Here is a 20,996-nt window from a genome sequence, read left to right as displayed (position 1 = left end):
GGCCCGGCTCAGCTGACGCGGCCGAGGTAGTCGCCCGTGCGGGTGTCGACCTTGACCTTCGTGCCCTGCTCGAGGAAGAGCGGGACCTGGATCTGGTAGCCGGTCTCGACCGTCGCGGGCTTGGTGCCGCCGGTCGAGCGGTCGCCCTGGAGGCCCGGCTCCGTGTAGGTGATCTCGAGGACGACCGAGGCGGGGAGGTCGATGTAGAGCGGGTCGCCGTCGTGCAGGGCGAGGGTCACGTTCTGGTTCTCGAGCATGAAGTTCGCCGCGTCGCCGACGACCGCCTCGGGGACGGTGATCTGGTCGTAGTCGCTGGTGTCCATGAACACGAAGTCCGCGCCGTCGCGGTAGAGGTACTGGAAGTCGCGGCGGTCGACGTTGGCCGTGTCGATCTTGGCGCCCGCGTTGAAGGTCTTGTCGACGACCTTGCCCGTGAGGACGTTCTTCATCTTGGTGCGGACGAAGGCGCCGCCCTTGCCCGGCTTGACGTGCTGGAAGTCGATGACGTTCCAGAGCTGGCCGTCGATGCTGAGGACGGTGCCGTTCTTGATGTCGGTGGTAGAGGCCATGCGAAGGGGGATCCGTTTCGGTGGAAGTCTGCGCCGGCGAGCCCGGTACGCGGGCGCGGCGATATCGGCCGGTCCGGCTGACCCGTCGAGTGTAGTCGACGCGGCCCCGTCGGCAGAGGAGTCTGGACGCCGCGTGCGAATCGCCCCACCGGTCCGCCGGAGCGCGAGACGGTGGAGGACCGACCCCGAGGAGGAGCGCATGGACGCCGTTCCCGCCGACACCGTCGTGCCGCCCTGGTACTCGATCGCGTTCACCGCGGCGCCGATCGTCATCGCCGTCGTGATCGTGCTCGTCGTGGTGCTGATCGTCGTGAACGTGCGCCGGGCGCGCTCGCTCGGAGTGGATCCGCTGACCCTTCGGACCGACGTCGCGGCCCGCTTCGCGCGCGAGGGTCCCGGCTCCGCCCGCCCGCTGGCGGACCGGCTCGCCGAGCTGGAGGCGCTGCGAGCGGCGGGCACGATCACCGAGGCCGAGTACGCACAGGCGCGGAGGGCCGCCCTGGGTGGAGGCTGACGGCGCCGCCCGGGCTCGGCCGAGACGGACCTACGATCCGATCTCCTGGTACGCCGCGAACAGCAGCGACGTCTCCGGCCCCTGCAGGATGCTCGGGCGGGCGATGTCGTCGAGGACCACGAAGCGGAGCATCCCCGCGCGGGTCTTCTTGTCGCGCTGCATCGCGGCGAGGAGCGTCTCCCACCGTCCGAGCGGGTAGCTCGTCGGCAGGGTCAGCGACTCGAGGACCCGGCGCTGGCGGTCCACGACCGCGTCGCTGAGCGAGCCGGTCAGGCGCGAGAGCTCGGCCGCGAACATCATCCCGACGGAGACGGCCGCGCCGTGGCGCCACTGGTAGCGCTCGGCGTGCTCGACCGCGTGCCCGAGGGTGTGCCCGTAGTTCAGGATCTCGCGCAGGCCCTTCTCGGTGAAGTCCTCGCCGACGACCCGCGCCTTGATCCCGATCGACAGCTCGACCAGGCTGCGGAACTCCTCCGACGTCGGGTCGGTGGCCAGGTCGATGTCGGACTCGATGATGTCGAGGATGCGCGGCTCGGCGATCATCCCGTACTTCACGATCTCGCCGAATCCGGCGAGGATCTCGTTGCGCGGGAGGCTGGTCAGCACGTCGAGGTCGGCGACGACCGCCCGCGGCGCGTGGAAGGCGCCGACGAGGTTCTTGCCCTCGGCCGTGTTGATGCCGGTCTTCCCGCCGACGGCCGCGTCGACCATCCCGAGCACGGTGGTCGGCACCTGCACCAGGTCGACCCCGCGGAGCCAGGTGGCGGCGACGAAACCGGCCAGGTCGGTGATCGCGCCGCCGCCGAAGCCGACGACCACATCCGTGCGGGTGAAGTCCGACTGCCCCATCACCTGCCAGCAGAAGGCCGCCACCTCCACGCGCTTCGCGGCCTCGGCGTCCGGGACCTCGGCGAGCAGCACCTCGTAGCGCTCGAGCAGGCTCTCGCGGATCTCGGCGGCGAGGACAGCGAGGGTCGGCGGGTGCACGATGAGCACCTTCGCGGCCCGGGGGCCGATCGCGTCGGCGAGGCCGTCGAGGAGTCCGCGCCCGACGTGGATGTCGTAGCCGTTCTCTCCGGCGACGGGGATGGCGGTGGTGCCGTCGTTCATGACTGTCTTCCGCTCGGGCGGCTCGCGGCCGCCGGGTCCGATGGTGCAGGGGTGGCGGAGGGGCGCTGCGCGCGCACCCACTCCGCGATCTCGGCGGCGATCAGGGTGATCGGCCGCCGTGAGGTGTCGACCACGGTGTCCGCGAGGGACTCGTAGACCGGGCGCCGCTCGTCGAAGATGCGGACCCAGTCGCCGACCCCGCCGCGCACCAGCGGGCGGGAGCCGGAGCCGAGCCGGTCGCGGACGGCCTCGGCCGTGGTGGTGAGGAGCACGACGGGGACGTCCGCGAGGTCGGCGCGCGTCGCGGGATCGAGCACCGCTCCCCCGCCGAGGCTCAGCACCACGTCGCGGCGGACGGCGCGCTCGACGACACGGCGCTCCTCGCGGCGGAAGGCCGGCTCGCCGTGGGCGTCGAAGTAGGGGGCGATCGGGCCGTGGGTGCGCACGAACTCCGCGTCGGAGTCGACGAAGCCGGCGCTCAGCGCCTTCGCGACCCGCTTGCCGATCGTCGTCTTGCCGGCCCCCATCGGGCCGATCAGGACGAGGCGGGCGCGGGCCGCGCCGGTATCGTGACCCGCCATCAGCGGGCCGCCGCGGATGCGGCCATCAGGCGAGCCCGAGAGCCGGGTCGCTCGCGGCGGCCGTGCGGAGCTCGTCGGGGATGGCGGCGAGGTAGCCCTGCAGGTTGCGGTGGGTCTCGGTGACGCTGTCGCCGCCGAACTTCTCGAGCACGGCGTTCGCGAGCACCAGGGCGACCATCGCCTCCGCGACGACACCGGACGCCGGCACCGCGCAGACGTCGGAGCGCTGGTGGTGGGCGCCGGCCGCCTCGCCGGTGGCGACGTCGACGGTGCGCAGCGCGTGCGGCACGGTCGCGATCGGCTTCATGCCGGCGCGGACCCGCAGCACGGTCCCCGTGCTCATCCCGCCCTCGGTGCCGCCGGCCCGGTCGCTGGACCGGGAGATGCCGGCGTCGGACTGGAAGAGCTCGTCGTGCGCCTCCGAGCCGCGGCGGGTGGTGGTGAGGAAGCCGTCGCCGACCTCGACGCCCTTGATCGCCTGGATCCCCATCAGGGCCGCCGCGAGCTGGGAGTCGAGACGACGGTCCCAGTGCACGTAGGAGCCGAGTCCGGGCGGGAGACCGTACGCGAGGACCTCGACCACGCCGCCGAGAGTGTCGCCGTCGTCGTGGGCGCGATCCACCTCGGCGACCATGAGGGCGCTGGTCGCGGCGTCGTGGCAGCGCAGCGGATCCGCGTCCAGGGCGGCGACGTCGGCCGGGCCGGGCAGCGGCGAGCCCTCGGGCACGCGGACCGGCCCGATGGCGAGGGTGTGGCTGACGAGCGAGACGCCGAGCTCGCCGAGGAAGCGGCGGGCGACGGCGCCGAGGGCGACGCGGGCCGCGGTCTCGCGGGCGGAGGCGCGCTCGAGCACGTTGCGGGACTCGGGGAAGCCGTACTTCTGCATCCCGACGAGGTCGGCATGGCCCGGGCGGGGCCGTGTGAGCGCGGCGCCGCGGCCCTTGGGCAGGCTCTCGGGGTCACGGGGCTCCGCCGACATGACGTCGACCCAGCGCGGCCACTCCGTGTTGCCGATGCGCAGGGCGATGGGGCTGCCCATCGTCGCTCCGTGCCGGACGCCGGAGGAGATCGTCAGCTCGTCCTGCTCGAAGTTCATCCGGGCTCCGCGGCCGTAGCCGAGCTTCCGGCGCGCCAGATCGGCGCGGATGTCGTCGAGGGAGACGGGGACGCCCGCCGGCAGTCCTTCGAGGACGGCGACGAGTTCGGGACCGTGGGATTCCCCGGCCGTGAGCCAACGGAGCATCCTCCGATTCTGGCACACGAGGTCAGTGCGCCGGACCCGCCGAGACTGCTCGGCGCATCGCCGCGAGCACCTCGTCCTCGCGATCGAGAGGCAGGGCCGGGTCGCCGCCGACGAAGATCCGCACCTGCACGAGGGCCTGGTGGAGCAGCATCCCGAGCCCGGAGACGACCGGGGAGCCGCCCTGCTCCCAGCGCCGGGCGAGAGCGCTCGGCCACGGGGAGTACGCCACGTCGAACAGGGTCGAGCCCGCGACCGCCGCGTCGGGCACGTCGAGGCCGTCCGCCGCTCCGCCGGGGAGCGTCGAGATCACCAGCGGCGCTCCGGTGGACCAGTCGGCGAAGGAGCGGACCGAGATCAGGACGCCGAGCGACTCCGCGAGCGGAGCGAGCTCGACGGCCCTTGACGCCGTCCGCAGGACGAGGTCGACCCGCGCCGCGCCCAGCTCGGCGGCGGCGGCCAGGGCGGAGGCGGCGGTCGCTCCCCCGCCGAGCACCTGGACGCGCTCCGCCGAGACGACGCCCGCCTCGGCGAGGGCGCGCACGATGCCCGCGACGTCGGTGTTGAACCCGCGGAGGCGGGGTGCCGGACCGGAGCGGTCGACCAGCACGGTGTTGACCGCGCCGGTGACCCGGGCGACCGCGTCCTCCTCCGCCAGCAGCGGGCGCACCGCGTGCTTGAGCGGCATGGTCAGCGACAGGCCGTGCCAGGGCTCACCGGACACGACCTCGGAGAGGGTCGCCTCCGTCGTCTCGACGGCACGGTAGCTCCAGTCGAGTCCGAGCACCCGGTAGGCGGCCGCGTGCAGCGCGGGCGACTTCGAGTGCGCGATCGGCGCGCCGAGGACCGCGAGGCGGTACCCGGCGGCCGTCACTGGTACTCCGGGTGGTCCCGCATCCAGGCCTGCCACTGGTCGACGGCCGCGTTGTGCTCGGCGTCGGTGGTGGAGTAGACCGTCTCGCCCGTCTCGAGGTTCACCGTGACGAAGTACATCCAGGTGCCGTCCGCGGGGTGCATGACCGCGTCGATCGCCACGTCCCCCGGGTTCGAGATCGGCGCGGGCGGCAGACCGTCGCGCTGGTAGGTGTTGTAGACGTTGCCGGCGTCGTTCCGCTCGGCGTCCGTGGTCGAGACGCGGTCGGTCGCGCCGGTGCCGTACGCCACGGTCGCGTCCGACTGCAGGCGCCACCCCTGGTCGAGGCGGTTCTGGAACACGCGCGCGACCTTCGGGAAGTCCTCGGCGACGCGGGCCTCGCGCTGCACGAGGGACGCGAACACCACGACGCGGTAGCGGTCGTCCACCGGCACGCCGGCCTGGTCGAGCGACTGGTACATCCGGTCGACCAGCGTCTTCAGGATGTCGTGCGCCGGCGTCGACGGGTCGATGTCGTACGTCGCGGGGAACAGGAACCCCTCGAGGCTCGTCGCCCCGGCCGGGAGCCCGAACGAGCCCCAGTCGGCGGCGGCCGCCTCGAGGTCCGTCAGCGCGACCCCGGTACCGTCCGCGATGAGCGGCAGCGCCTCCTTGAGCGCCGTCCCCTCGGGGATGACGAAGGTGTTCGCGAGGCGCGTCGACTCGGAGTCGAGCAGCGCCGACAGTGCGGCCTTGGCGCTCATCTCGGCCTTGAGCGAGTACGCGCCGGGCTGGAAGACGGGCTCCGGGCTCTGGGCGAGGAGCAGGTCGTAGAAGGGGTCGTACGACTTGATGACCCCGTCCGAGACGAGGTTGTTGGCGATGTCGCTGCCGCCGTCGCCCTGGTGGATCGTGAACAGCACCTCGCTCGAGCCGGTGCCGGTGAAGTCGGTCGGCTCGGGCTCGGCGAACAGGCCGCGCACGGGCTCGAGGAAGATCGTGACGGCGATGGCGACGAGCGCGGCGAAGACGCCGAAGGCCAGAAGCCCGCCGATGAGCCCGCGGCGGCTGCGGCGCTTCTTCGCGCCGCCCGTCGCGCGAGCCGCGCGGCGACGCTTCGGGCGCGCGTCCGGGTCGAACGCGGCCGCGTCGTCGCGGCCACGGGGCTCGGGCACGTCGGGCCCGGTGAAGAGGCGGCCCAGCGGATCGTGCGCCTCAGTCGGCGCGGGCTGCTGCTCCGGAGTCGGGTCGGGCGGAGTCGGCTGCGCCTGCTCGGCGGCGCGGGCGTCGCGGCGGCTCGGGGGGACGTCGGTCACGAGGAGGTCCTTCGTTCGGTTCGAGCAGGACCCCGGCCGGGGTGCCGGCCGAGCGCTCGGAATCGATGGCGTGCTGCAGGATCACCACGGCGGCGACCTGGTCGATCACGGCTCGGGAGCCGCGGGTGGTGCGTCCGGAGCGGTGCAGGGCGCTCTGAGCGGTGACCGTCGACAGCCGCTCGTCGACGAGCCGCACCGGAGCGGTGGGCACCGCCTCGGCGAGCAGTCGAGCGAATCCGCGCGCGTCCTCCGTCGAGGCCGTCTCGGCCCCCGACAGCGACAACGGCAGTCCGACGATGATCGCCTGGGCATCGTACTCGGCGGCGAGGTGCGCGATCCGGGAGACGTCCGAGGATCCGCCGTCAGTGCCCGCCCGCGCGACCGTCTCGACGGGCACCGCGAGCAGGCCGTCGGCGTCGCAGCGGGCGACCCCGATGCGGGCACGGCCCACATCGATGCCGAGCCGGACGCCGAACCGGCCCATTCAGCTGGTCGCTTCCTGCACCACGGCCTCGAGCGCCGCGCCGATGGCGGAGACGTCGGAGCCGCCGCCCTGGGCGAGGTCGTCCTTGCCGCCTCCGCCGCCCCCGAGGATCCCGGCGGCGCGCCTGGCGAGCGCACCCGCGCGGCGGCCCTGGTCGCGGGCGGCCTGGTTGGTGGCGACGATCACCGCGGGCTTGCCCGAGACGTCGGCGGCCAGCGCGACGACGGCCGGCTCCTGGCCGAGCCGCTCGCGGACGGAGGTCACGAGGGAGCGCAGCTCGTCCGTCGATCCGGCGGAGCCGATGCTCTCGGCGACGACGGTCGTGCCGCCCACGGTGCGGCGGGTCGCGGCGAGGGCGGGCACCCGGTCGGCGAGGGCCTTGGCCTCGAACGCGGCGATCCGCTTCTCAGCGGCCTTGAGGCTCGCGACGAGCTCGCCGATCCGCTCGGGGAGCTGCTCGCGCGGGGTCTTCAGCGAGGACGAGATCGTGCTGACGAGGGCGCGCTCGGCGGCGAGCTCCTGGAAGGCCTCGCGGCCCACGAGCGACTCGACGCGGCGGTTGGTCGATCCGACCGAGGACTCGCTGACCAGGCTGATCACGCCGACCTCGGACGACCGCCCGACGTGGGTGCCCGCGCAGAGCTCGCGCGACCAGGGCCCGCCGATGTCGACCACGCGGACGACGTCGCCGTACTTCTCGCCGAAGAGGGCCATCGCGCCGAGCGCCTTCGCCTCGTCGATCGGGAGCTCGCGCGTGACGACCTCGAGGTTGTCCCGGATCGCCGTGTTGGCGATCTCCTCGATCTCGCTGCGGGTCTCGAGCGAGAGGGCCTGGTTCCACGAGAAGTCCAGGCGCAGGTAGCCCGCCTTGTTGTAGGAGCCGGACTGGTGCGCCTGCGGACCGAGCACCTGGCGCAGCGCGGCGTGGATGAGGTGCGTGCCCGAGTGCGCCTGCGTGGCGCCCCGGCGCCAGTCGCGGTCGACGACGGAGGTGGCGGCGTCGCCCACTCCGACCTCGCCGCTGGCGACCTGGACCTTGTGGCTGATGAGCCCCTTGACGGGCTTCTGCACGTCGAGGACCTCGAGATCGAAGCCGGAGCCGACGATGCGGCCGGCGTCGGCCTCCTGGCCGCCCGACTCCGCGTAGAGGCTGGTCGCCTCGAGGATCACCTCGGCGATGTCGCCCGCGACCGCCTTCGTGACGGAGTGCCCGCCGACGATGAGGCCGAGGATGCGCGTCTCGGTGTCGAGCACGTCGTAGCCGGTGAACAGCGTCTCGCCGTGGGCGCGGAAGTCGGCGTAGACCGAGAGATCGGCCAGCGCCGACTTCTTCGACTTCGCGTCGGCCTTCGCACGCGTGCGCTGCGCGGTCATGAGGGAGTCGAACGCCTCGCGGTCGACCGTCAGACCCGACTCCTCGGCGATCTCGAGGGTGAGGTCGATCGGGAACCCGAAGGTGTCGTGCAGGAGGAACGCGGTGTCGCCCGGCAGCGTCGGCGACTCGGCCTTCTTCGTCTTCAGGACCGCGAGGTCGAGGATCTCGGTGCCGGCCGCGAGGGTGCGCAGGAACGCCTCCTCCTCGCCGTAGGCGCTGGTCGAGAGGCGCTCGAACTCCGTGGACACCTCGGGGTAGGCCGACGCCATCGCGTCGCGCGAGGCGGCGAAGAGCTCGGGGAACGTCGCGGTGTCCACTCCGAGCAGGCGCATGGCGCGCACGGTGCGGCGCATCAGGCGGCGGAGGATGTAGCCGCGCCCCTCGTTGGACGGCGTCACGCCGTCCGACAGCAGCATCAGCGAGGAGCGCACGTGGTCGGCGATGACGCGCATGCGGACGTCGTCCTCGTGGACGGCTCCGTAGCGGCGGCCCGAGAGCTCGGCGGCGCGATCGAGGACAGGACGGACCTGGTCGATCTCGTACATGTTCTCGACGCCCTGCTTGAGGAAGGCGACGCGCTCGAGGCCCATGCCGGTGTCGATGTTCTTGCGCGGCAGCTCGCCGAGGATGTCGAAGTCGACCTTGCTCGTGCCCTCGCCGCGGAGGTACTGCATGAAGACGAGGTTCCAGATCTCCACGTAGCGGTCGTCGTCCGTCGCCGGGCCGCCGTCGATCCCGTAGGCGGGTCCGCGGTCGAAGAAGATCTCGGAGCAGGGGCCGGCGGGGCCGGGCTGGCCGGTCGACCAGTAGTTGGTGTCCTTGTCCAGGCGCTGGATGCGCTCGTCCGGCAGCCCCGCGATCGTCTTCCAGAGCGCGATCGCCTCGTCGTCGTCCTTGTAGACGGTGACCCAGAGGTCCTTCTCGTCGAAGCCCAGTCCCCCGTCGCTCTCGGCGCCGGTGAGCAGCTCCCAGGCGTAGCCGATCGCCCCCTCCTTGAAGTAGTCGCCGAAAGAGAAGTTGCCGTTCATCTGGAAGAAGGTGCCGTGACGAGGCGTCTTGCCGACCTCCTCGATGTCGTTGGTGCGGATGCACTTCTGCACGCTGGTGGCACGCGGGTAGGGCGCGGGGACCACTCCGGTGAGGTAGGGCACGAACGGCACCATGCCGGCGACGGTGAAGAGGAGGCTCGGATCCTCGCTCACGAGGGAGGCGGAGGGGACCACGGTGTGGCCGCGGCTCCCGAAGAAGTCGAGCCAGCGGTTGCGGATGTCTGCGGTCTGCATGGGTTCCGTTACGGTTCGGTCGGTGACGACGCGGATGTCGGGCGGCGGGGCGTCAGCCCTCGCCGATGGCGGCCTTCAGTTCGGCCTCGCGCTGGTGGTAGCCCTCGGAGACGGCCTCGCCGAGCTCCTTCGCGGTGCGGTTGATGTCGGCGAAGAGCCGGGCGCCCGCCTCGGTGCGCGAGACCTGGTGGGCGACCGCGAATCCGAGGCCGATCCCGATGACGATCAGGAGGATGTTCTTCACGGGGTGTCCTTCCACAGCGGCGGGGCGGGCGCGACGGCGCGACGACCCGTTCGATTCTAGGGCGCGGGCGCGGCGCTACTTCGAGCGCGGCCTCTTCGTGCGCTTCGCGGCGGAGCGGCCGACCGCGGCTCCGGCCTTGTCGGCCGTGCGTCCGGCGACGAGCACGGCGCGGACTCCGGCGGTGAAGCCGGCGAGCTTGATGAGCGGACCGCCGACGGTCGCGGCTGTGAGGGCGACGAGCGCGTTGACGTTGCCGGTGACCTCGGCGACGTCCTTGGTGATCGTGTCCACCCGCGCGAGCTGGTGGTTGGCCTCGCGGAGGGTGGAGGCCGACTCGTCGAGGATCGGCGTCAGGCCGTCGCTGGCCTGCTTGATGGCCTCGCTCGTGCTGTCGAAGACGCGCCCGAGCTTCCAGAGCGGGACGGCGGTGATCGCCACCAGGATCGCGAACACCCCCGCGGCGATGAGCCCTGCGATGTCTCCACCGGTCACGGTGACCTCCGTTCGATGCCGCCCAGCGCGGCACTCCAGCCTACCGACGGGCCGCGAGAGGGTCGGACGCGGGGACGGGCGCTCGGCTCGGGCGCGACGGCCGGATCGGGCGCAGCGCGCGACTCTCGGAGCGCGGCGGGTACTCCGGATCGCGACCCCGGGAACGGGAAAGGCCCCGGTGCGGACACCGGGGCCTTTCTCTGCGGGGCTGGACTCAGCGGGCCGCGTAGTACTCGACGACGAGCTGCACTTCGCAGGTCACGGGGACCTCGGCGCGCTTCGGGCGGCGCAGGAGCGTCGCCTGCAGCTTGTCGATCTCGACCTCGAGGTAGCCCGGGGTCTTGGGGAGGACGTCGACGTGTCCACCGGCGGCGGCGACCTGGAAGGGCTCGGTGCCCTCGGAGCGGGTCTTGACGTGGATGACCTGGCCCGGCTTCACGCGGAAGGAGGGGCGGTCGACCGTCTTGCCGTCCACCATGATGTGGCGGTGGGTGACGAACTGGCGGGCCTGCGCGGTGGTACGGGCGAAGCCCGAGCGCAGGACGAGGGCGTCGAGGCGCATCTCGAGGAGCTCGACCAGGTTCTCACCGGTCAGGCCCTGGGTGCGGCGCGCCTCCTGGAAGGCGATGCGGAGCTGCTTCTCGCGGATGCCGTACTGGGCGCGCAGACGCTGCTTCTCACGCAGGCGGACCGCGTAGTCGGAGTCGGCCTTGCGCTTCGAGCGGCCGTGCTCGCCGGGAGCGTAGGGACGCTTCTCGAGGTAGCGGGCTGCCTTCGGGGTCAGGGGGATGCCGAGGGCGCGCGAGAGGCGCGTCTTCGAGCGGGTACGGGACGTGGTCGACACAGTGGTCCTTCCAAGGTCTGAGAGGTTCGGTCGCAGCTCTCGACCGCCGGCTCCGGGAGGAGGGCGGTCGCCGCGGTCGTGTCCTCCGCGGGTGCGGGGGAAGGGTGACCGCAGTGGCGGGCTGCGCGATTCAGAGGGATGCGCTGCTCCGCTCGGCTACAGAGCGGTGGGCAACCTCGCAAGACTATCAGGCCACGGCCTCCCGTGCGGGTCGCGCGAGCTCGTGGTCGGCGCGGTCAGCCCCGGTCGCCGCGGATGATGCGCAGGAGCTTCGCCAGGCGCGCGGAGACGTCGCGCTCGTTGCCGTGCTCGGTGGGCCGGTAGTACCGCGCGCCCTGGAGCGGATCCGGGAGGTACTGCTGCTCGAGGACGCCGAGGTCGGCGTCGTGCGGGTACCGGTAGCCCTTCCCGTGGCCGAGCTTCTTGGCGCCGGGGTAGTGCGCGTCGCGCAGGTGCGCCGGCACGCGGCCCGCGCGGCCCGCGCGCACGTCCGCGATGGCCGCGTCGATGGCGGAGTAGGACGCGTTCGACTTCGGGGCGGTCGCCAGGTGCACGACCGCCTGGGCGAGCGGGATGCGCCCCTCCGGCATGCCGATGAACTGCACGGCGTCCGCCGCGGCGATCGCGACGACGAGCGCCTGCGGGTCGGCCATGCCGATGTCCTCGGACGCGGAGACGATGATGCGGCGGGCGATGAACCGCGGATCCTCCCCCGCCTCGATCATCCGGGCCAGATAGTGCAGCGCCGCGTCGACGTCCGAGCCCCGGATGGACTTGATGAAGGCGCTGATGACGTCGTAGTGCTCGTCGCCGTTGCGGTCGTAGCGCAGCAGGGCGCGGTCGACGGCGCGCGCGACGACCTCGGTCGTGATGACGGGGAGCGCGGGCTCCTCGGCGGCGGCCTCGACGGGAGCGCCCTCGTCGTCCTCGTCGTCCTCGTCCTCCTCGTCCGGGTCCTCCGCGGCGGCGGCGCGGGCGACCCGGTCGGCCTCGCGGGCCTCCGAGCGGGCGGAGGTGGCGGCGGCCTCGAGCGCGGTCAGCGCCCGCCGGGCGTCTCCGGAGGCGAGCCGCACGATGCTCGCCCGGGCCTCCTCCTCCAGCGTCACCGAGTCGCGCAGACCCCGCTCGTCGTGCAGGGCGCGGTCGACCAGGACGCCCAGGTCGTCGTCGCTGAGCGGCTCGAGGGTCAGCAGGAGCGAGCGCGAGAGCAGCGGCGCGATCACCGAGAACGAGGGGTTCTCGGTCGTGGCCGCGATGAGGATGACCCACCCGTTCTCGACCCCGGGCAGCAGTGCGTCCTGCTGCGCCTTGGTGAAGCGGTGGATCTCGTCGAGGAAGAGCACGGTGGACGTGCCGTAGAGGTCGCGGGTGGAGAGTGCCTCCTCCATCACCTGCCGCACGTCCTTCACGCCCGCCGTGACGGCGGAGAGCTCGACGAAGCGGCGGCCGCTGGAGTGGGCCACCGCCTGCGCGAGCGTGGTCTTGCCCGTGCCGGGAGGGCCCCAGAGGATCACGGACACCGCTCCCCGCTCCCCCGTCGTGTCGGCGGCGAGGGCGACCAGGGGCGAGCCGGGCGTCAGGAGGTGGCGCTGGCCGGCGACCTCCTCGAGGCTGCGCGGCCGCATCCGCACGGCGAGCGGAGTCGCCCCGGAGCGGAGTCCGGCCTGCTGCATGGTCATGCCCCCAGCGTAACGACGGCCTCCGACAGAGCCCCGGCCCGACTGCCCGGCGCGACGGAGCGGCGTTTGTCGCGCCTCCGGCGGTTCTCGTAGGCTCGACGCGGCCTGCGTGCGCGGGCCGCCGCGCCGAAGCCGCGCGGACGAGGACGTCGGAGGAACACGTGGCCCAGGGCAAGTCGAACGACCGCGAGGCGCGCACCCGGCTCCGGGCCTACCAGGCCCGTCAGAGCCTCCACCGCTCGAGGCAGAAGCGGCGCGTGCGCGACAACGTGATCGCGGCGATCGCCGCCGTCGTCGTGATCGGGCTCGCGGTCGTCGCCCAGATCCTCTACTTCTCCGGCGGCCCCGGCACCCCGGTCGCCGAGCCGACCTCCTCCTCCTCCGCGACCCCGACGCCCGAGGCGACGGGGTCGAACACCGGCGACGTCCCCTCCTCCGACATCGCCGAGGGCCGCGACTGGACGGGCACGCTCACGATCGGCGAGGACCCGCTGGGCATCACGCTCGCCGGCGCCGCCGCCCCGCAGGCGGTGTCCTCCTTCATCTCGCTGACGCAGTCCGGCTTCTACGACGGCGTCTCCTGCCACCGCCTCACCACGGAGGGCCTCTACGTCCTCCAGTGCGGCGACCCGGACGGCGACGGCACCGGCGGACCGGGATACAGCTACGGCCCCGTCGAGAACGCGCCCGAGGACGGCGTCTACCCGGCCGGGACCATCGCGATGGCCCGCCAGGGCGGCAACGGCTACAGCCAGGGCAGCCAGTTCTTCGTCGTCTACCAGGACACGACCCTGCCCGCCGACGCGGCCGGCGGGTACACCGTGCTCGGGCAGGTCACCTCGGGACTCGACGCCCTCGTCAGCGACGTCGTGTCGAAGGGCACGGCCGACGGATCGGGTGACGGCGCCCCCGCCGAGCCCGTGACCATCACCTCCGTCTCCGTCCAGTAGCCGCACCCGCGGCGTCGTCACGGTCCGCCCGCGCGGGGAGTGCAATAGGCTTGTCGTCACTGCCCGTTCGCGGCCGAGCGCGGTCTTCGGCCCTCCGGCCGTCGAGCCCCACCGGCCGACGACGCGACGGGCACCGAGAAGCACGACATCGAACAGCAAGGTGAGGCTCCGAGCGATGAGTGACCAGCAGCCGTGGGGACGGGTCGGCGACGACGGGACGGTCTACGTCCGCGTCGGCGACGGGGAGCGAGAGGTCGGCCAGTACCCCGATGCGACTCCCGAGGAGGCGCTCGCCTACTACGAGCGCAAGTACACGGAGCTCGCCGGGCAGGTCTCCCTGCTCGAGCAGCGCGCCAAGCGGGGCGCACCCGCCGGAGACGTCGCCCGCACGGTGCAGTCGCTGTCCGCGGCCATCGCGCAGGCGAACGCGGTCGGCGACCTCGAGTCGCTGCAGACCCGGGTCGACGCGCTGAGCGGCTCCGTCGAGGATCTGACCGAGCAGCAGGCGGCCGAGTCGAAGGCCGCGCTGTCCGAGGCCCTCGCCTACCGCGAGGCCATCGTCGCCGAGGCCGAGGCCCTGGCGGCGGTCGACCCGGCGAAGACGCAGTGGAAGCAGGCCAGCGCCGCGATCGACGACCTCTTCGCCCGCTGGCAGAACCACCAGCAGCAGGGCCCGCGCCTTCCCAAGAACGACGCGAACGAGCTGTGGCGCCGGTTCCGCGGAGCGCGCACCACGATCGAGCAGAACCGCAAGGCGTTCTTCGCCGACCTCGACTCCGCGCACCGCGAGGCCAAGCAGGCCAAGCAGGCGCTCATCGACCAGGCCGAGGCGCTGGTGCCCCAGGGCGCCGACGCCATCCCGGACTACCGCGCGCTGCTCGAGCGCTGGCGGGTCGCAGGCCGTGCCGGCAAGCGGTTCGACGACGCGCTCTGGGCGCGCTTCAAGGCCGCCGGCGACGCGATCTACGGCGCCAAGGCCGAGATCGTCGCGCAGGAGAGCGTCGAGTACACCGAGAACCTCGACCTCAAGCTCGCCCTCCTCGAGGAGGCGGAGCCGCTCCTGCAGGAGCAGGACCGCGAGAAGGCCAAGCGGGTGCTGCTCTCGATCCAGGAGCGCTGGGACGCCGTCGGCCGCGTGCCGCGCGAGCAGGTGCGCACCGTCGAGGACCGCCTCCGCAAGGTCGAGGCGCACGTCCGCAAGCTCGACGAGGAGCACTGGAACCGCAGCAACCCGGAGCGCAAGGCCCGCTCCGAGGGTCTCGCCTCGCAGCTGACCGCCGCGATCCAGAAGCTCCAGGACGAGCTCGACGAGGCGAAGGCGCGCGGTGACCGCGACGCGATTGCCCAGGCTCAGGAGGCGCTCGACGCCCGCAAGGTCTGGCTCGACGCGATCGGCTAGACCCGCTCCGGCGGATCCCTCCACAGATCCGCTCGCGACGCTCCGGAGGGGAGGCGCATCGGCCAGCATGGCCGGATGCGCCTCCCCTCCGTGCTCCTCCCCGGGCACCTCCCTCTCGCGGAGCTGTGCGCCGCCCGCCTCGACGGCGAGCTGGTCGCGCTCGACGAGGGCTTCCTCGTCGCGGACCTGCCCCTGGGGGCGTCCGAGCGGGCCGCCTCCCTGCGCTCGCTGCTCCCCCGTGGCGCCGTCGCCGATCGTCTCTCCGCCGCGTGGGTGCACGGAGCGACGCACCGTCCGCCGCGGGTGCACAGCGCCTCGATCGACCGGCGGAAGCGCCGACAGGCGCCGTCGAACCCCCGCCTGCGCTGCCACGAGGTCCTGCTCGACGAGGACGACGTCGTCCTCCTCGGCGGCGCGCCGGTCACGTCGCCTGCTCGCACGCTGATCGACCTCGCCCGGACGGAGGACACGGGCGCGATCCTCCGAGCGCTCTCTCGGAGCACCCGGACCGGCCTCGACGCCGTCCTCGCGAGGCTGGAGGAGGGCAGCGCCGTCGCCGGACGGAGGATCGTCGGACGACGGCTGCGGGCGGCGCTCGGCGAGGCGCCGCCCGGGGATCAGCCCGCGTTCACCCGGTAGACGTCGTAGACGGCGTCGATCCGGCGCACGGCGTTCAGCACGCGGTCCAGGTGGGTGGTGTCGCCCATCTCGAAGACGAACCGGCTGATCGCCAGCCGGTCGCTCGAGGTCGAGACCGTCGCCGAGAGGATGTTGACGTGGTGCTCCGAGAGCACGCGCGTCACGTCGCTCAGCAGGCCCGAGCGGTCCAGCGCCTCGACCTGGATCTGCACAAGGAAGATGCTCTTGGAGGACGGCGCCCACTCGACGTCGACGATCCGCTCCGGTTCCTTCAGCAGCTCCTGCACGTTGTGGCAGTTCGCCTGGTGCACGGAGACGCCGGCTCCCCGCGTCACGAATCCGACGATCTGATCGCCCGGAACCGGAGTGCAGCACTTCGCCAGCTTCACGAGGATGTCCGGCGCGCCCTTCACGAGGACGCCCGACTCGCTGCTCCGGCTCCGAGGCCGGGGCGAGCGCGGGAGGGTGACCTCGTTCTCGTCCGACTCCGGATCGCCCTGGATGGAGGAGACGACCTTCTCGAGCACCGACTGGGTCGAGACGTGGCCCTCGCCGACGGCCGCGTAGAGCGCCTCGACGTCGTTGTAGCGCAGCTGGCTGGCCACCTCGGTGAAGGTGTCCTGGCTCATCAGCTTCTGCAGCGGCAGGTTCTGCTTCCGCATCGCCCGGGCGATGGAGTCTTTGCCCTGCTCGATCGCCTCGTCGCGCCGCTCCTTGGTGAACCACTGCCGGATCTTGTTGCGGGCCCGCGGGCTCTGCACGAAGTGGAGCCAGTCCTGGCTCGGCCCCGAGTCGGGGTTCTTCGAGGTGAAGACCTCGACCACGTCGCCCGTCGTCAGAGCCGACTCCAGCGGCACGAGGCGCCCGTTGACCTTGGCGCCCATCGTCCGGTGCCCGACCTCGGTGTGCACCGCGTAGGCGAAGTCGACCGGGGTCGCACCGGTCGGCAGGCCGATCACGCGTCCCTTCGGGGTGAAGACGTAGACCTCCTTGGCGCCGATCTCGAAGCGGAGGGAGTCGAGGAACTCGTTCGGGTCTGTGGTCTCCGACTGCCAGTCCGAGAGGTGCGCGAGCCAGGCGAGGTCGGTGTCGTTCGATCCGGAGGTGGGCACCTTGCCGGTGGCCATCTGCTCCTTGTACTTCCAGTGCGCCGCGATGCCGAACTCCGCGTGCTGGTGCATCTCGTTGGTGCGGATCTGGATCTCGACCGCGCGGCCCTTCGGCCCGACGACCGTCGTGTGCAGCGACTGGTAGAGGTTGAACTTCGGAGTGGCGATGTAGTCCTTGAACCGGCCCGGCATCGGCGTCCAGCGGGCGTGGATCGAGCCGAGCACGGCGTAGCAGTCGCGCACCGAGTTCACGAGGACGCGGATGCCGACCAGGTCGTAGATCTCGTCGAACTCGCGACCGCGGACGACCATCTTCTGGTAGATCGAGTAGTACTGCTTCGGCCGGCCGACGACGCGACCGCGGATCCGCCCGGCCCGCAGGTCCTCGCTGATCAGGTCGATGACGTTCTGCACGAACTCCTCGCGCTGCGGCGTCCGCCGCTTCACCAGGCTCTCGATCTCGTTGTAGATCTTGGGGTAGAGCACCGCGAAGGACAGGTCCTCGAGCTCCCACTTGATGGCCTGGATGCCGAGGCGGTGCGCCAGCGGCGCGTAGATCTCGAGGGTCTCGGTGGCCTTGCGGGCCGCGGACTCGGCGGGGACGAAGCCCCAGGTCCGCGCGTTGTGGAGGCGGTCGGCGAGCTTGATGATCAGGACGCGGATGTCCTTCGACATCGCCACGATCATCTTGCGGACGGTCTCGGCCTGCGCGCTGTCGCCGTACTTGACCTTGTCGAGCTTGGTGACGCCGTCGACGAGCATCGCGACCTCGTCGCCGAAGTCCGCGCGGAGCTCGTCGAGCTGGTAGTCGGTGTCCTCGACGGTGTCGTGCAGCAGCGCGGCGGCGATCGTCTTCGAGCCGATGCCGAGGTCGGCGAGGATCTGCGCGACGGCCAGCGGATGCGTGATGTAGGGCTCGCCGCTGCGGCGCTTCTGATTCGCGTGCGCCCGCTCCGCGACCGAGTACGCGCGCTCGATCAGCGCGATGTCGCTCTTGGGATGGTGCATCCGGACGGTGCGGACGAGGGTGTCGACAGCACCGGAGGGCTGCGCGCGCGAGAAGATCCGCGGGACCAGTCTGCGCAGGGCAGCGGTCGAGGACGTCGTCGTCGTTTCCGTCACGCGAGGATCTCCATCGCCCCATTATCGCCCGTGCGGACGGTGCCGATGACCGTTCCGCCCGGGGCGGACGGCGCCGGCGTCAGCCGATGCGTCCCGGGCGCCCCTCGCCGTCGACCACGTCGCCGCCCGCCGCGGCCCAGGCGGTCATGCCGGCGTCGACGTTGGCGACCTCGTAGCCGGCGCCGTCGAGGGCCTGCGTCACCATCGCGGAGCGGACTCCGGAGTGGCAGACCACCAGGATCGCCGTGTCGGCCGGGAGCTCGTCCTGCCGGGCGCCGATCTCCCCCATCGGGATGTGGTGGGCGGCCGGAGCATGCCCCGCCGCCCACTCGTGCGGCTCCCGGACGTCGAGCAGCCAGACCTCGTCGCGCTCGACGAGCCCGACGGCGTCAGCCGCCGTGACCTGTGCGTAGTCGGCCACGGCTCAGCCCTGCACGGCCGGCGCGGCCGGAGCGGTCGCCTTCGCCCGGGCCGACTCCACGCGCTTGTCGTGCTTGGAGATCTCGGGCTCCCGGCTGCGCAGCTGCGCGTACAGCGGCGCCGCGACGAAGATCGTCGAGTAGGTGCCGACGATGATGCCGATCAGCAGGGCGAGCGAGATGTCGCGGAGGGTGCCCGCGCCGAGGACGAACGCGCCGATCACGAGGATCGCGGCCACCGGGAGGGCGGCGACGATCGAGGTGTTGATCGAGCGCACGAGCGTCTGGTTCTCGGCCAGGTTCACCGTCTCGGAGAAGGTGCGCGTCGTGCTGCCGAGCGCCTCCACGGTGTTCTCGCGGATCTTGTCGAAGACCACGACTGTGTCGTAGAGCGAGTAGCCGAGGATCGTCAGCAGCCCGATCACCGCCGCCGGCGACACCTCGGTGCCGGTGATGCCGTAGACGCCGGCCACGATCACGAGGTCGTGCAGGAGCGCGACGATCGCCGCGAGCGACATCTTCCAGGTGCGGAAGTACGCCCACATGGCCAGGGCCGCGAGGACCACGAAGATCACCAGGCCGCGCAGGGCCTGCTGAGTCACGTCGTTGCCCCACGCCGCTCCGATGAAGGAGGAGGCGACCTGGTCGGTGGGCACGTCGTACGCCTCCGACAGGGCGTTCCGCACCGCGGTCGACTCGTCGGTCGAGAGCTGCCCGGTCTGCACGCGGATGGAGTCGTCGCCGACGATGGACACGCGCGGCACGGTCTCCGGAGCGACCGAAGTCACCGCATCCGTCGCCGTCGCCTGCTCGAGGCTCGACGGCGAGGACACCGTGAACTGCGAGCCGCCGGTGAACTCGATCCCGAAGTTGAAGCCGCCGCGGGCGACCGTCCCGAGCAGCGTGATCAGGATCAGGGCGAGCGAGACGAGGTACCACGTGCGGCGCCGGCCGACGAAGTCGATCGATCGCGCACCGGTGTAGAGGTCGTTTCCGAACTGCGAGAAGCTGGCCATCACGCGTCCTTCCCGTTCGAGTCGTTGGAGTCGCGCAGGCCGGCCGCCTCGGCGGCCTTCCGCTCGGCGATGGTCTGGCGCTTGGCCGCCTCGCGGGACGCGGAGGCGCGCTTGCCGGCGACCACCTGGTCCTGCGGACGGAAGGCGGCACGGCCGCGGTAGACGGCCCCGAGCGCCCGGGGATCCAGGCCCGAGGCCTTGTGCCCCTCGGCGAAGAACGGTCTCGTGGCCATCAGCTGCAGGATCGGGTGGGTGAACAGCGCCACCACGATCAGGTCGATGATCGTCGTGATCCCGAGGGTGAGCGCGAAGCCGCGGACACTGCCGACGGCGAGGAGGAAGAGGACCACCGCGGCGAGCAGATTCACCATGTCGGACGCGAAGATGGTGCGCAGCGCGCGCCGCCAGCCGGACTCGACGGCGGACTCGAGGCCGCGTCCGTCGCGGAGCTCGTCGCGGATGCGCTCGAAGTACACGATGAACGAGTCGGCCGTGATGCCGATCGCGACGATGAGACCCGCGACTCCTGCGAGCGAGAGGCGCAGTCCCTCCCGCCAGGACAGCAGCGTGACGACGAGGTAGGTGACGATCGCCGCGACGAGCAGCGAGGCGATCGTGACGGCTCCGAGAACGCGGTACTGCGCGATGGAGTAGACGATGACGAGGATCAGGCCGATGAGGCCGGCGAGCAGGCCGCTGGCGAGCTGGGCGGAGCCGAGCGTCGCCGAGATGCTGTCCGAGCTCTGGACCTGGAAGCCGATCGGCAGCGCGCCGTACTTGAGCTGGTCGGCGAGCGTCTTCGACGACTCCTGAGTGAAGGAGCCCGAGATCTGCGCGTTGCCGTCGGTGATGGCGGCGTTCGTCGACGGGGCCGAGATGACCCGGCCGTCGAGGACGATCGCGAACTGGTTCTGCGCACCCTGCAGCGCCACGAGGCGCGAGGTCACGTCGCCGAAGGCCTGCGTGCCCTGGTCGTCGAACGAGAGGTTGACGGCCCAGGTGCCGGTGCTGGCGCCGGAGGAGGTCGTCATCAGGCCGTTCGAGGCGTCCGAGATGTCCTCGCCGGTGATCTCCACCGGGCCGAGGACGTACTTGACCGTCCCACTGTCGTCGCAGGTGATGAGCGGCTGGTCGGCCGGGGCGAGGTTCGGGTCCTGGCCGTTGAGGAACGCGCAGTCGAACGAGGTGTACTGGGCCTCGAGCGCCGGCGTGAGGTAGGCGAGGTCGCTCGCGTTCGTCGGCGAGGCGGTCGGCTCCGTCGAGAGCGACGGGTCGACGGGCGTCGGCGTGGGCGAGGACGTCGCGTCGCCGCCGACCGAGCTGTTGGTGGCCTGGCTCGCGACGAGAACCGGGCGGAAGTCGAGCTTCGCCGAGGCCTCGATGCGCTGGAGCGTCTCGTCGTCGGGCGTGCCCGGGATCGAGACGACGATGTTGCTCGAGCCCTGGGTCGTGATCTCGGCCTCGGAGACGCCGGACGCGTCGATGCGCTGGCGGATGATCGAGACGGCCTGGGTCAGCTGCTCCGACGAGACGGTGTCGCCGTCGTTCAGCTGCGGCTGCAGGACGATCTGCGTGCCGCCCTCGAGGTCGAGGGCGAGCTTGGGCGTCCAGGAGCCGCCGCCCCAGAGGACGGCCGCCGTGTTGAGTCCGACGAGAGCGAGGATCAGGACACCGAGCCAGCTCAGGGAGCGGCGGGCCTTCCGGACGGGGGTTGATGCGGCCACCCAGGGCTCAGCTTTCTCTTCGGTCGACGGTGAT

General features: G+C 72.0%; 19 protein-coding genes and 1 pseudogene. 4 read left to right on the top strand and 16 right to left on the bottom strand.

Translation table 11 applies throughout. The features are described 5' to 3' along the window. Window positions 1–8: 8 nt before the first annotated feature. The gene (gene efp / locus GSU40_RS07305; protein WP_068210208.1) at window positions 9–569 is read right to left on the bottom strand and encodes an elongation factor P; all 561 of its coding nucleotides are present in this window, start codon (window positions 567–569) and stop codon (window positions 9–11) included. Between the two features lie 199 nt (window positions 570–768). Between efp and GSU40_RS07300 the strand changes: the two genes are divergently transcribed. Next, window positions 769–1,083, top strand: coding sequence for an SHOCT domain-containing protein (locus GSU40_RS07300; protein ID WP_104296195.1), 315 nt, complete (start codon window positions 769–771; stop codon window positions 1,081–1,083). A 30-nt stretch (window positions 1,084–1,113) separates the two neighbouring features. On the opposite strand, the gene aroB is transcribed toward GSU40_RS07300, so the two are convergent. From aroB to GSU40_RS07245, 11 genes and pseudogenes are all read right to left on the bottom strand, one after another. Next, window positions 1,114–2,193 carry a 3-dehydroquinate synthase gene (gene aroB, locus GSU40_RS07295; protein WP_104224752.1) on the bottom strand — a complete coding sequence of 360 codons (1,080 nt, stop codon included), beginning with the start codon at window positions 2,191–2,193 and terminating at the stop codon, window positions 1,114–1,116. Next, entirely contained in the window at window positions 2,190–2,774 is a 585-nt protein-coding gene (locus GSU40_RS07290; RefSeq protein ID WP_104327533.1) for a shikimate kinase, read from the bottom strand. The genes aroB and GSU40_RS07290 overlap by 4 nt, the downstream gene beginning before the upstream one ends. A 25-nt stretch (window positions 2,775–2,799) precedes the next feature. Next, window positions 2,800–4,017, bottom strand: coding sequence for a chorismate synthase (aroC, locus tag GSU40_RS07285; RefSeq protein ID WP_160034268.1), 1,218 nt, complete (start codon window positions 4,015–4,017; stop codon window positions 2,800–2,802). A 22-nt stretch (window positions 4,018–4,039) separates the two neighbouring features. Next, complete coding sequence (locus tag GSU40_RS07280; RefSeq protein WP_244229626.1) at window positions 4,040–4,888, bottom strand: shikimate dehydrogenase; 849 nt, start codon at window positions 4,886–4,888, stop codon at window positions 4,040–4,042. Further along, entirely contained in the window at window positions 4,885–6,183 is a 1,299-nt protein-coding gene (mltG, locus tag GSU40_RS16915; RefSeq protein ID WP_104313171.1) for an endolytic transglycosylase MltG, read from the bottom strand. Before mltG ends, GSU40_RS07280 begins: the two co-directional genes overlap by 4 nt. Window positions 6,184–6,205: 22 nt before the next feature. Further along, window positions 6,206–6,667 (bottom strand): annotated as a pseudogene (ruvX, locus tag GSU40_RS07270) (Holliday junction resolvase RuvX); the annotation flags it as partial. Continuing rightward, window positions 6,668–9,325, bottom strand: a complete 2,658-nt coding sequence (gene alaS / locus GSU40_RS07265; protein ID WP_104261517.1) for an alanine--tRNA ligase — start codon at window positions 9,323–9,325, stop codon at window positions 6,668–6,670. It lies immediately after the preceding pseudogene. Between the two features lie 52 nt (window positions 9,326–9,377). Beyond that, complete coding sequence (locus GSU40_RS07260; protein ID WP_104225329.1) at window positions 9,378–9,569, bottom strand: hypothetical protein; 192 nt, start codon at window positions 9,567–9,569, stop codon at window positions 9,378–9,380. A gap of 75 nt (window positions 9,570–9,644) precedes the next feature. Further along, on the bottom strand, window positions 9,645–10,061 hold the full coding sequence (locus GSU40_RS07255) for a DUF948 domain-containing protein (protein WP_104224759.1): 417 nt from the start codon (window positions 10,059–10,061) through the stop codon (window positions 9,645–9,647). Between the two features lie 214 nt (window positions 10,062–10,275). Beyond that, entirely contained in the window at window positions 10,276–10,905 is a 630-nt protein-coding gene (gene rpsD, locus GSU40_RS07250) for a 30S ribosomal protein S4 (protein ID WP_068210518.1), read from the bottom strand. A gap of 236 nt (window positions 10,906–11,141) precedes the next feature. Continuing rightward, the gene (locus tag GSU40_RS07245) at window positions 11,142–12,584 is read right to left on the bottom strand and encodes a replication-associated recombination protein A (RefSeq protein WP_160034266.1); all 1,443 of its coding nucleotides are present in this window, start codon (window positions 12,582–12,584) and stop codon (window positions 11,142–11,144) included. A gap of 161 nt (window positions 12,585–12,745) precedes the next feature. Here GSU40_RS07245 and GSU40_RS07240 point away from each other — a divergent pair, with 161 nt between their 5' ends. The 3 genes from GSU40_RS07240 to GSU40_RS07230 all read left to right on the top strand — a co-directional run bounded on the left by GSU40_RS07240 (window position 12,746) and on the right by GSU40_RS07230 (window position 15,572). Further along, window positions 12,746–13,534, top strand: a complete 789-nt coding sequence (locus tag GSU40_RS07240) for a peptidylprolyl isomerase (protein WP_104239055.1) — start codon at window positions 12,746–12,748, stop codon at window positions 13,532–13,534. Between the two features lie 175 nt (window positions 13,535–13,709). Next, complete coding sequence (locus tag GSU40_RS07235) at window positions 13,710–14,933, top strand: DUF349 domain-containing protein (RefSeq protein ID WP_104224762.1); 1,224 nt, start codon at window positions 13,710–13,712, stop codon at window positions 14,931–14,933. A gap of 75 nt (window positions 14,934–15,008) precedes the next feature. Continuing rightward, window positions 15,009–15,572 carry a type IV toxin-antitoxin system AbiEi family antitoxin gene (locus GSU40_RS07230; RefSeq protein WP_160034264.1) on the top strand — a complete coding sequence of 188 codons (564 nt, stop codon included), beginning with the start codon at window positions 15,009–15,011 and terminating at the stop codon, window positions 15,570–15,572. On the opposite strand, the gene GSU40_RS07225 is transcribed toward GSU40_RS07230, so the two are convergent. The 4 genes from GSU40_RS07225 to secD form a co-directional block, all read right to left on the bottom strand. After that, window positions 15,551–17,803 carry a bifunctional (p)ppGpp synthetase/guanosine-3',5'-bis(diphosphate) 3'-pyrophosphohydrolase gene (locus tag GSU40_RS07225; protein ID WP_104225334.1) on the bottom strand — a complete coding sequence of 751 codons (2,253 nt, stop codon included), beginning with the start codon at window positions 17,801–17,803 and terminating at the stop codon, window positions 15,551–15,553. The two genes, GSU40_RS07230 and GSU40_RS07225, sit on opposite strands and share 22 nt — an antisense overlap. A gap of 79 nt (window positions 17,804–17,882) precedes the next feature. Next, on the bottom strand, window positions 17,883–18,224 hold the full coding sequence (locus tag GSU40_RS07220; RefSeq protein ID WP_104224765.1) for a rhodanese-like domain-containing protein: 342 nt from the start codon (window positions 18,222–18,224) through the stop codon (window positions 17,883–17,885). 3 nt (window positions 18,225–18,227) lie between these two features. Then, window positions 18,228–19,238: a protein translocase subunit SecF gene (gene secF, locus GSU40_RS07215; RefSeq protein ID WP_104233316.1), complete on the bottom strand. Its 1,011-nt coding sequence runs from the start codon at window positions 19,236–19,238 to the stop codon at window positions 18,228–18,230. Next, the gene (gene secD / locus GSU40_RS07210) at window positions 19,238–20,962 is read right to left on the bottom strand and encodes a protein translocase subunit SecD (RefSeq protein ID WP_104261519.1); all 1,725 of its coding nucleotides are present in this window, start codon (window positions 20,960–20,962) and stop codon (window positions 19,238–19,240) included. The genes secF and secD overlap by 1 nt, the downstream gene beginning before the upstream one ends. Window positions 20,963–20,996: the final 34 nt, after the last annotated feature.

The organism is Rathayibacter sp. VKM Ac-2805 (assembly GCF_009834265.1).
Taxonomy (GTDB): domain Bacteria; phylum Actinomycetota; class Actinomycetes; order Actinomycetales; family Microbacteriaceae; genus Rathayibacter.
Note: the sequence above shows the minus strand (reverse complement) of the source record. Positions and strands in the feature narration are given on the sequence as shown.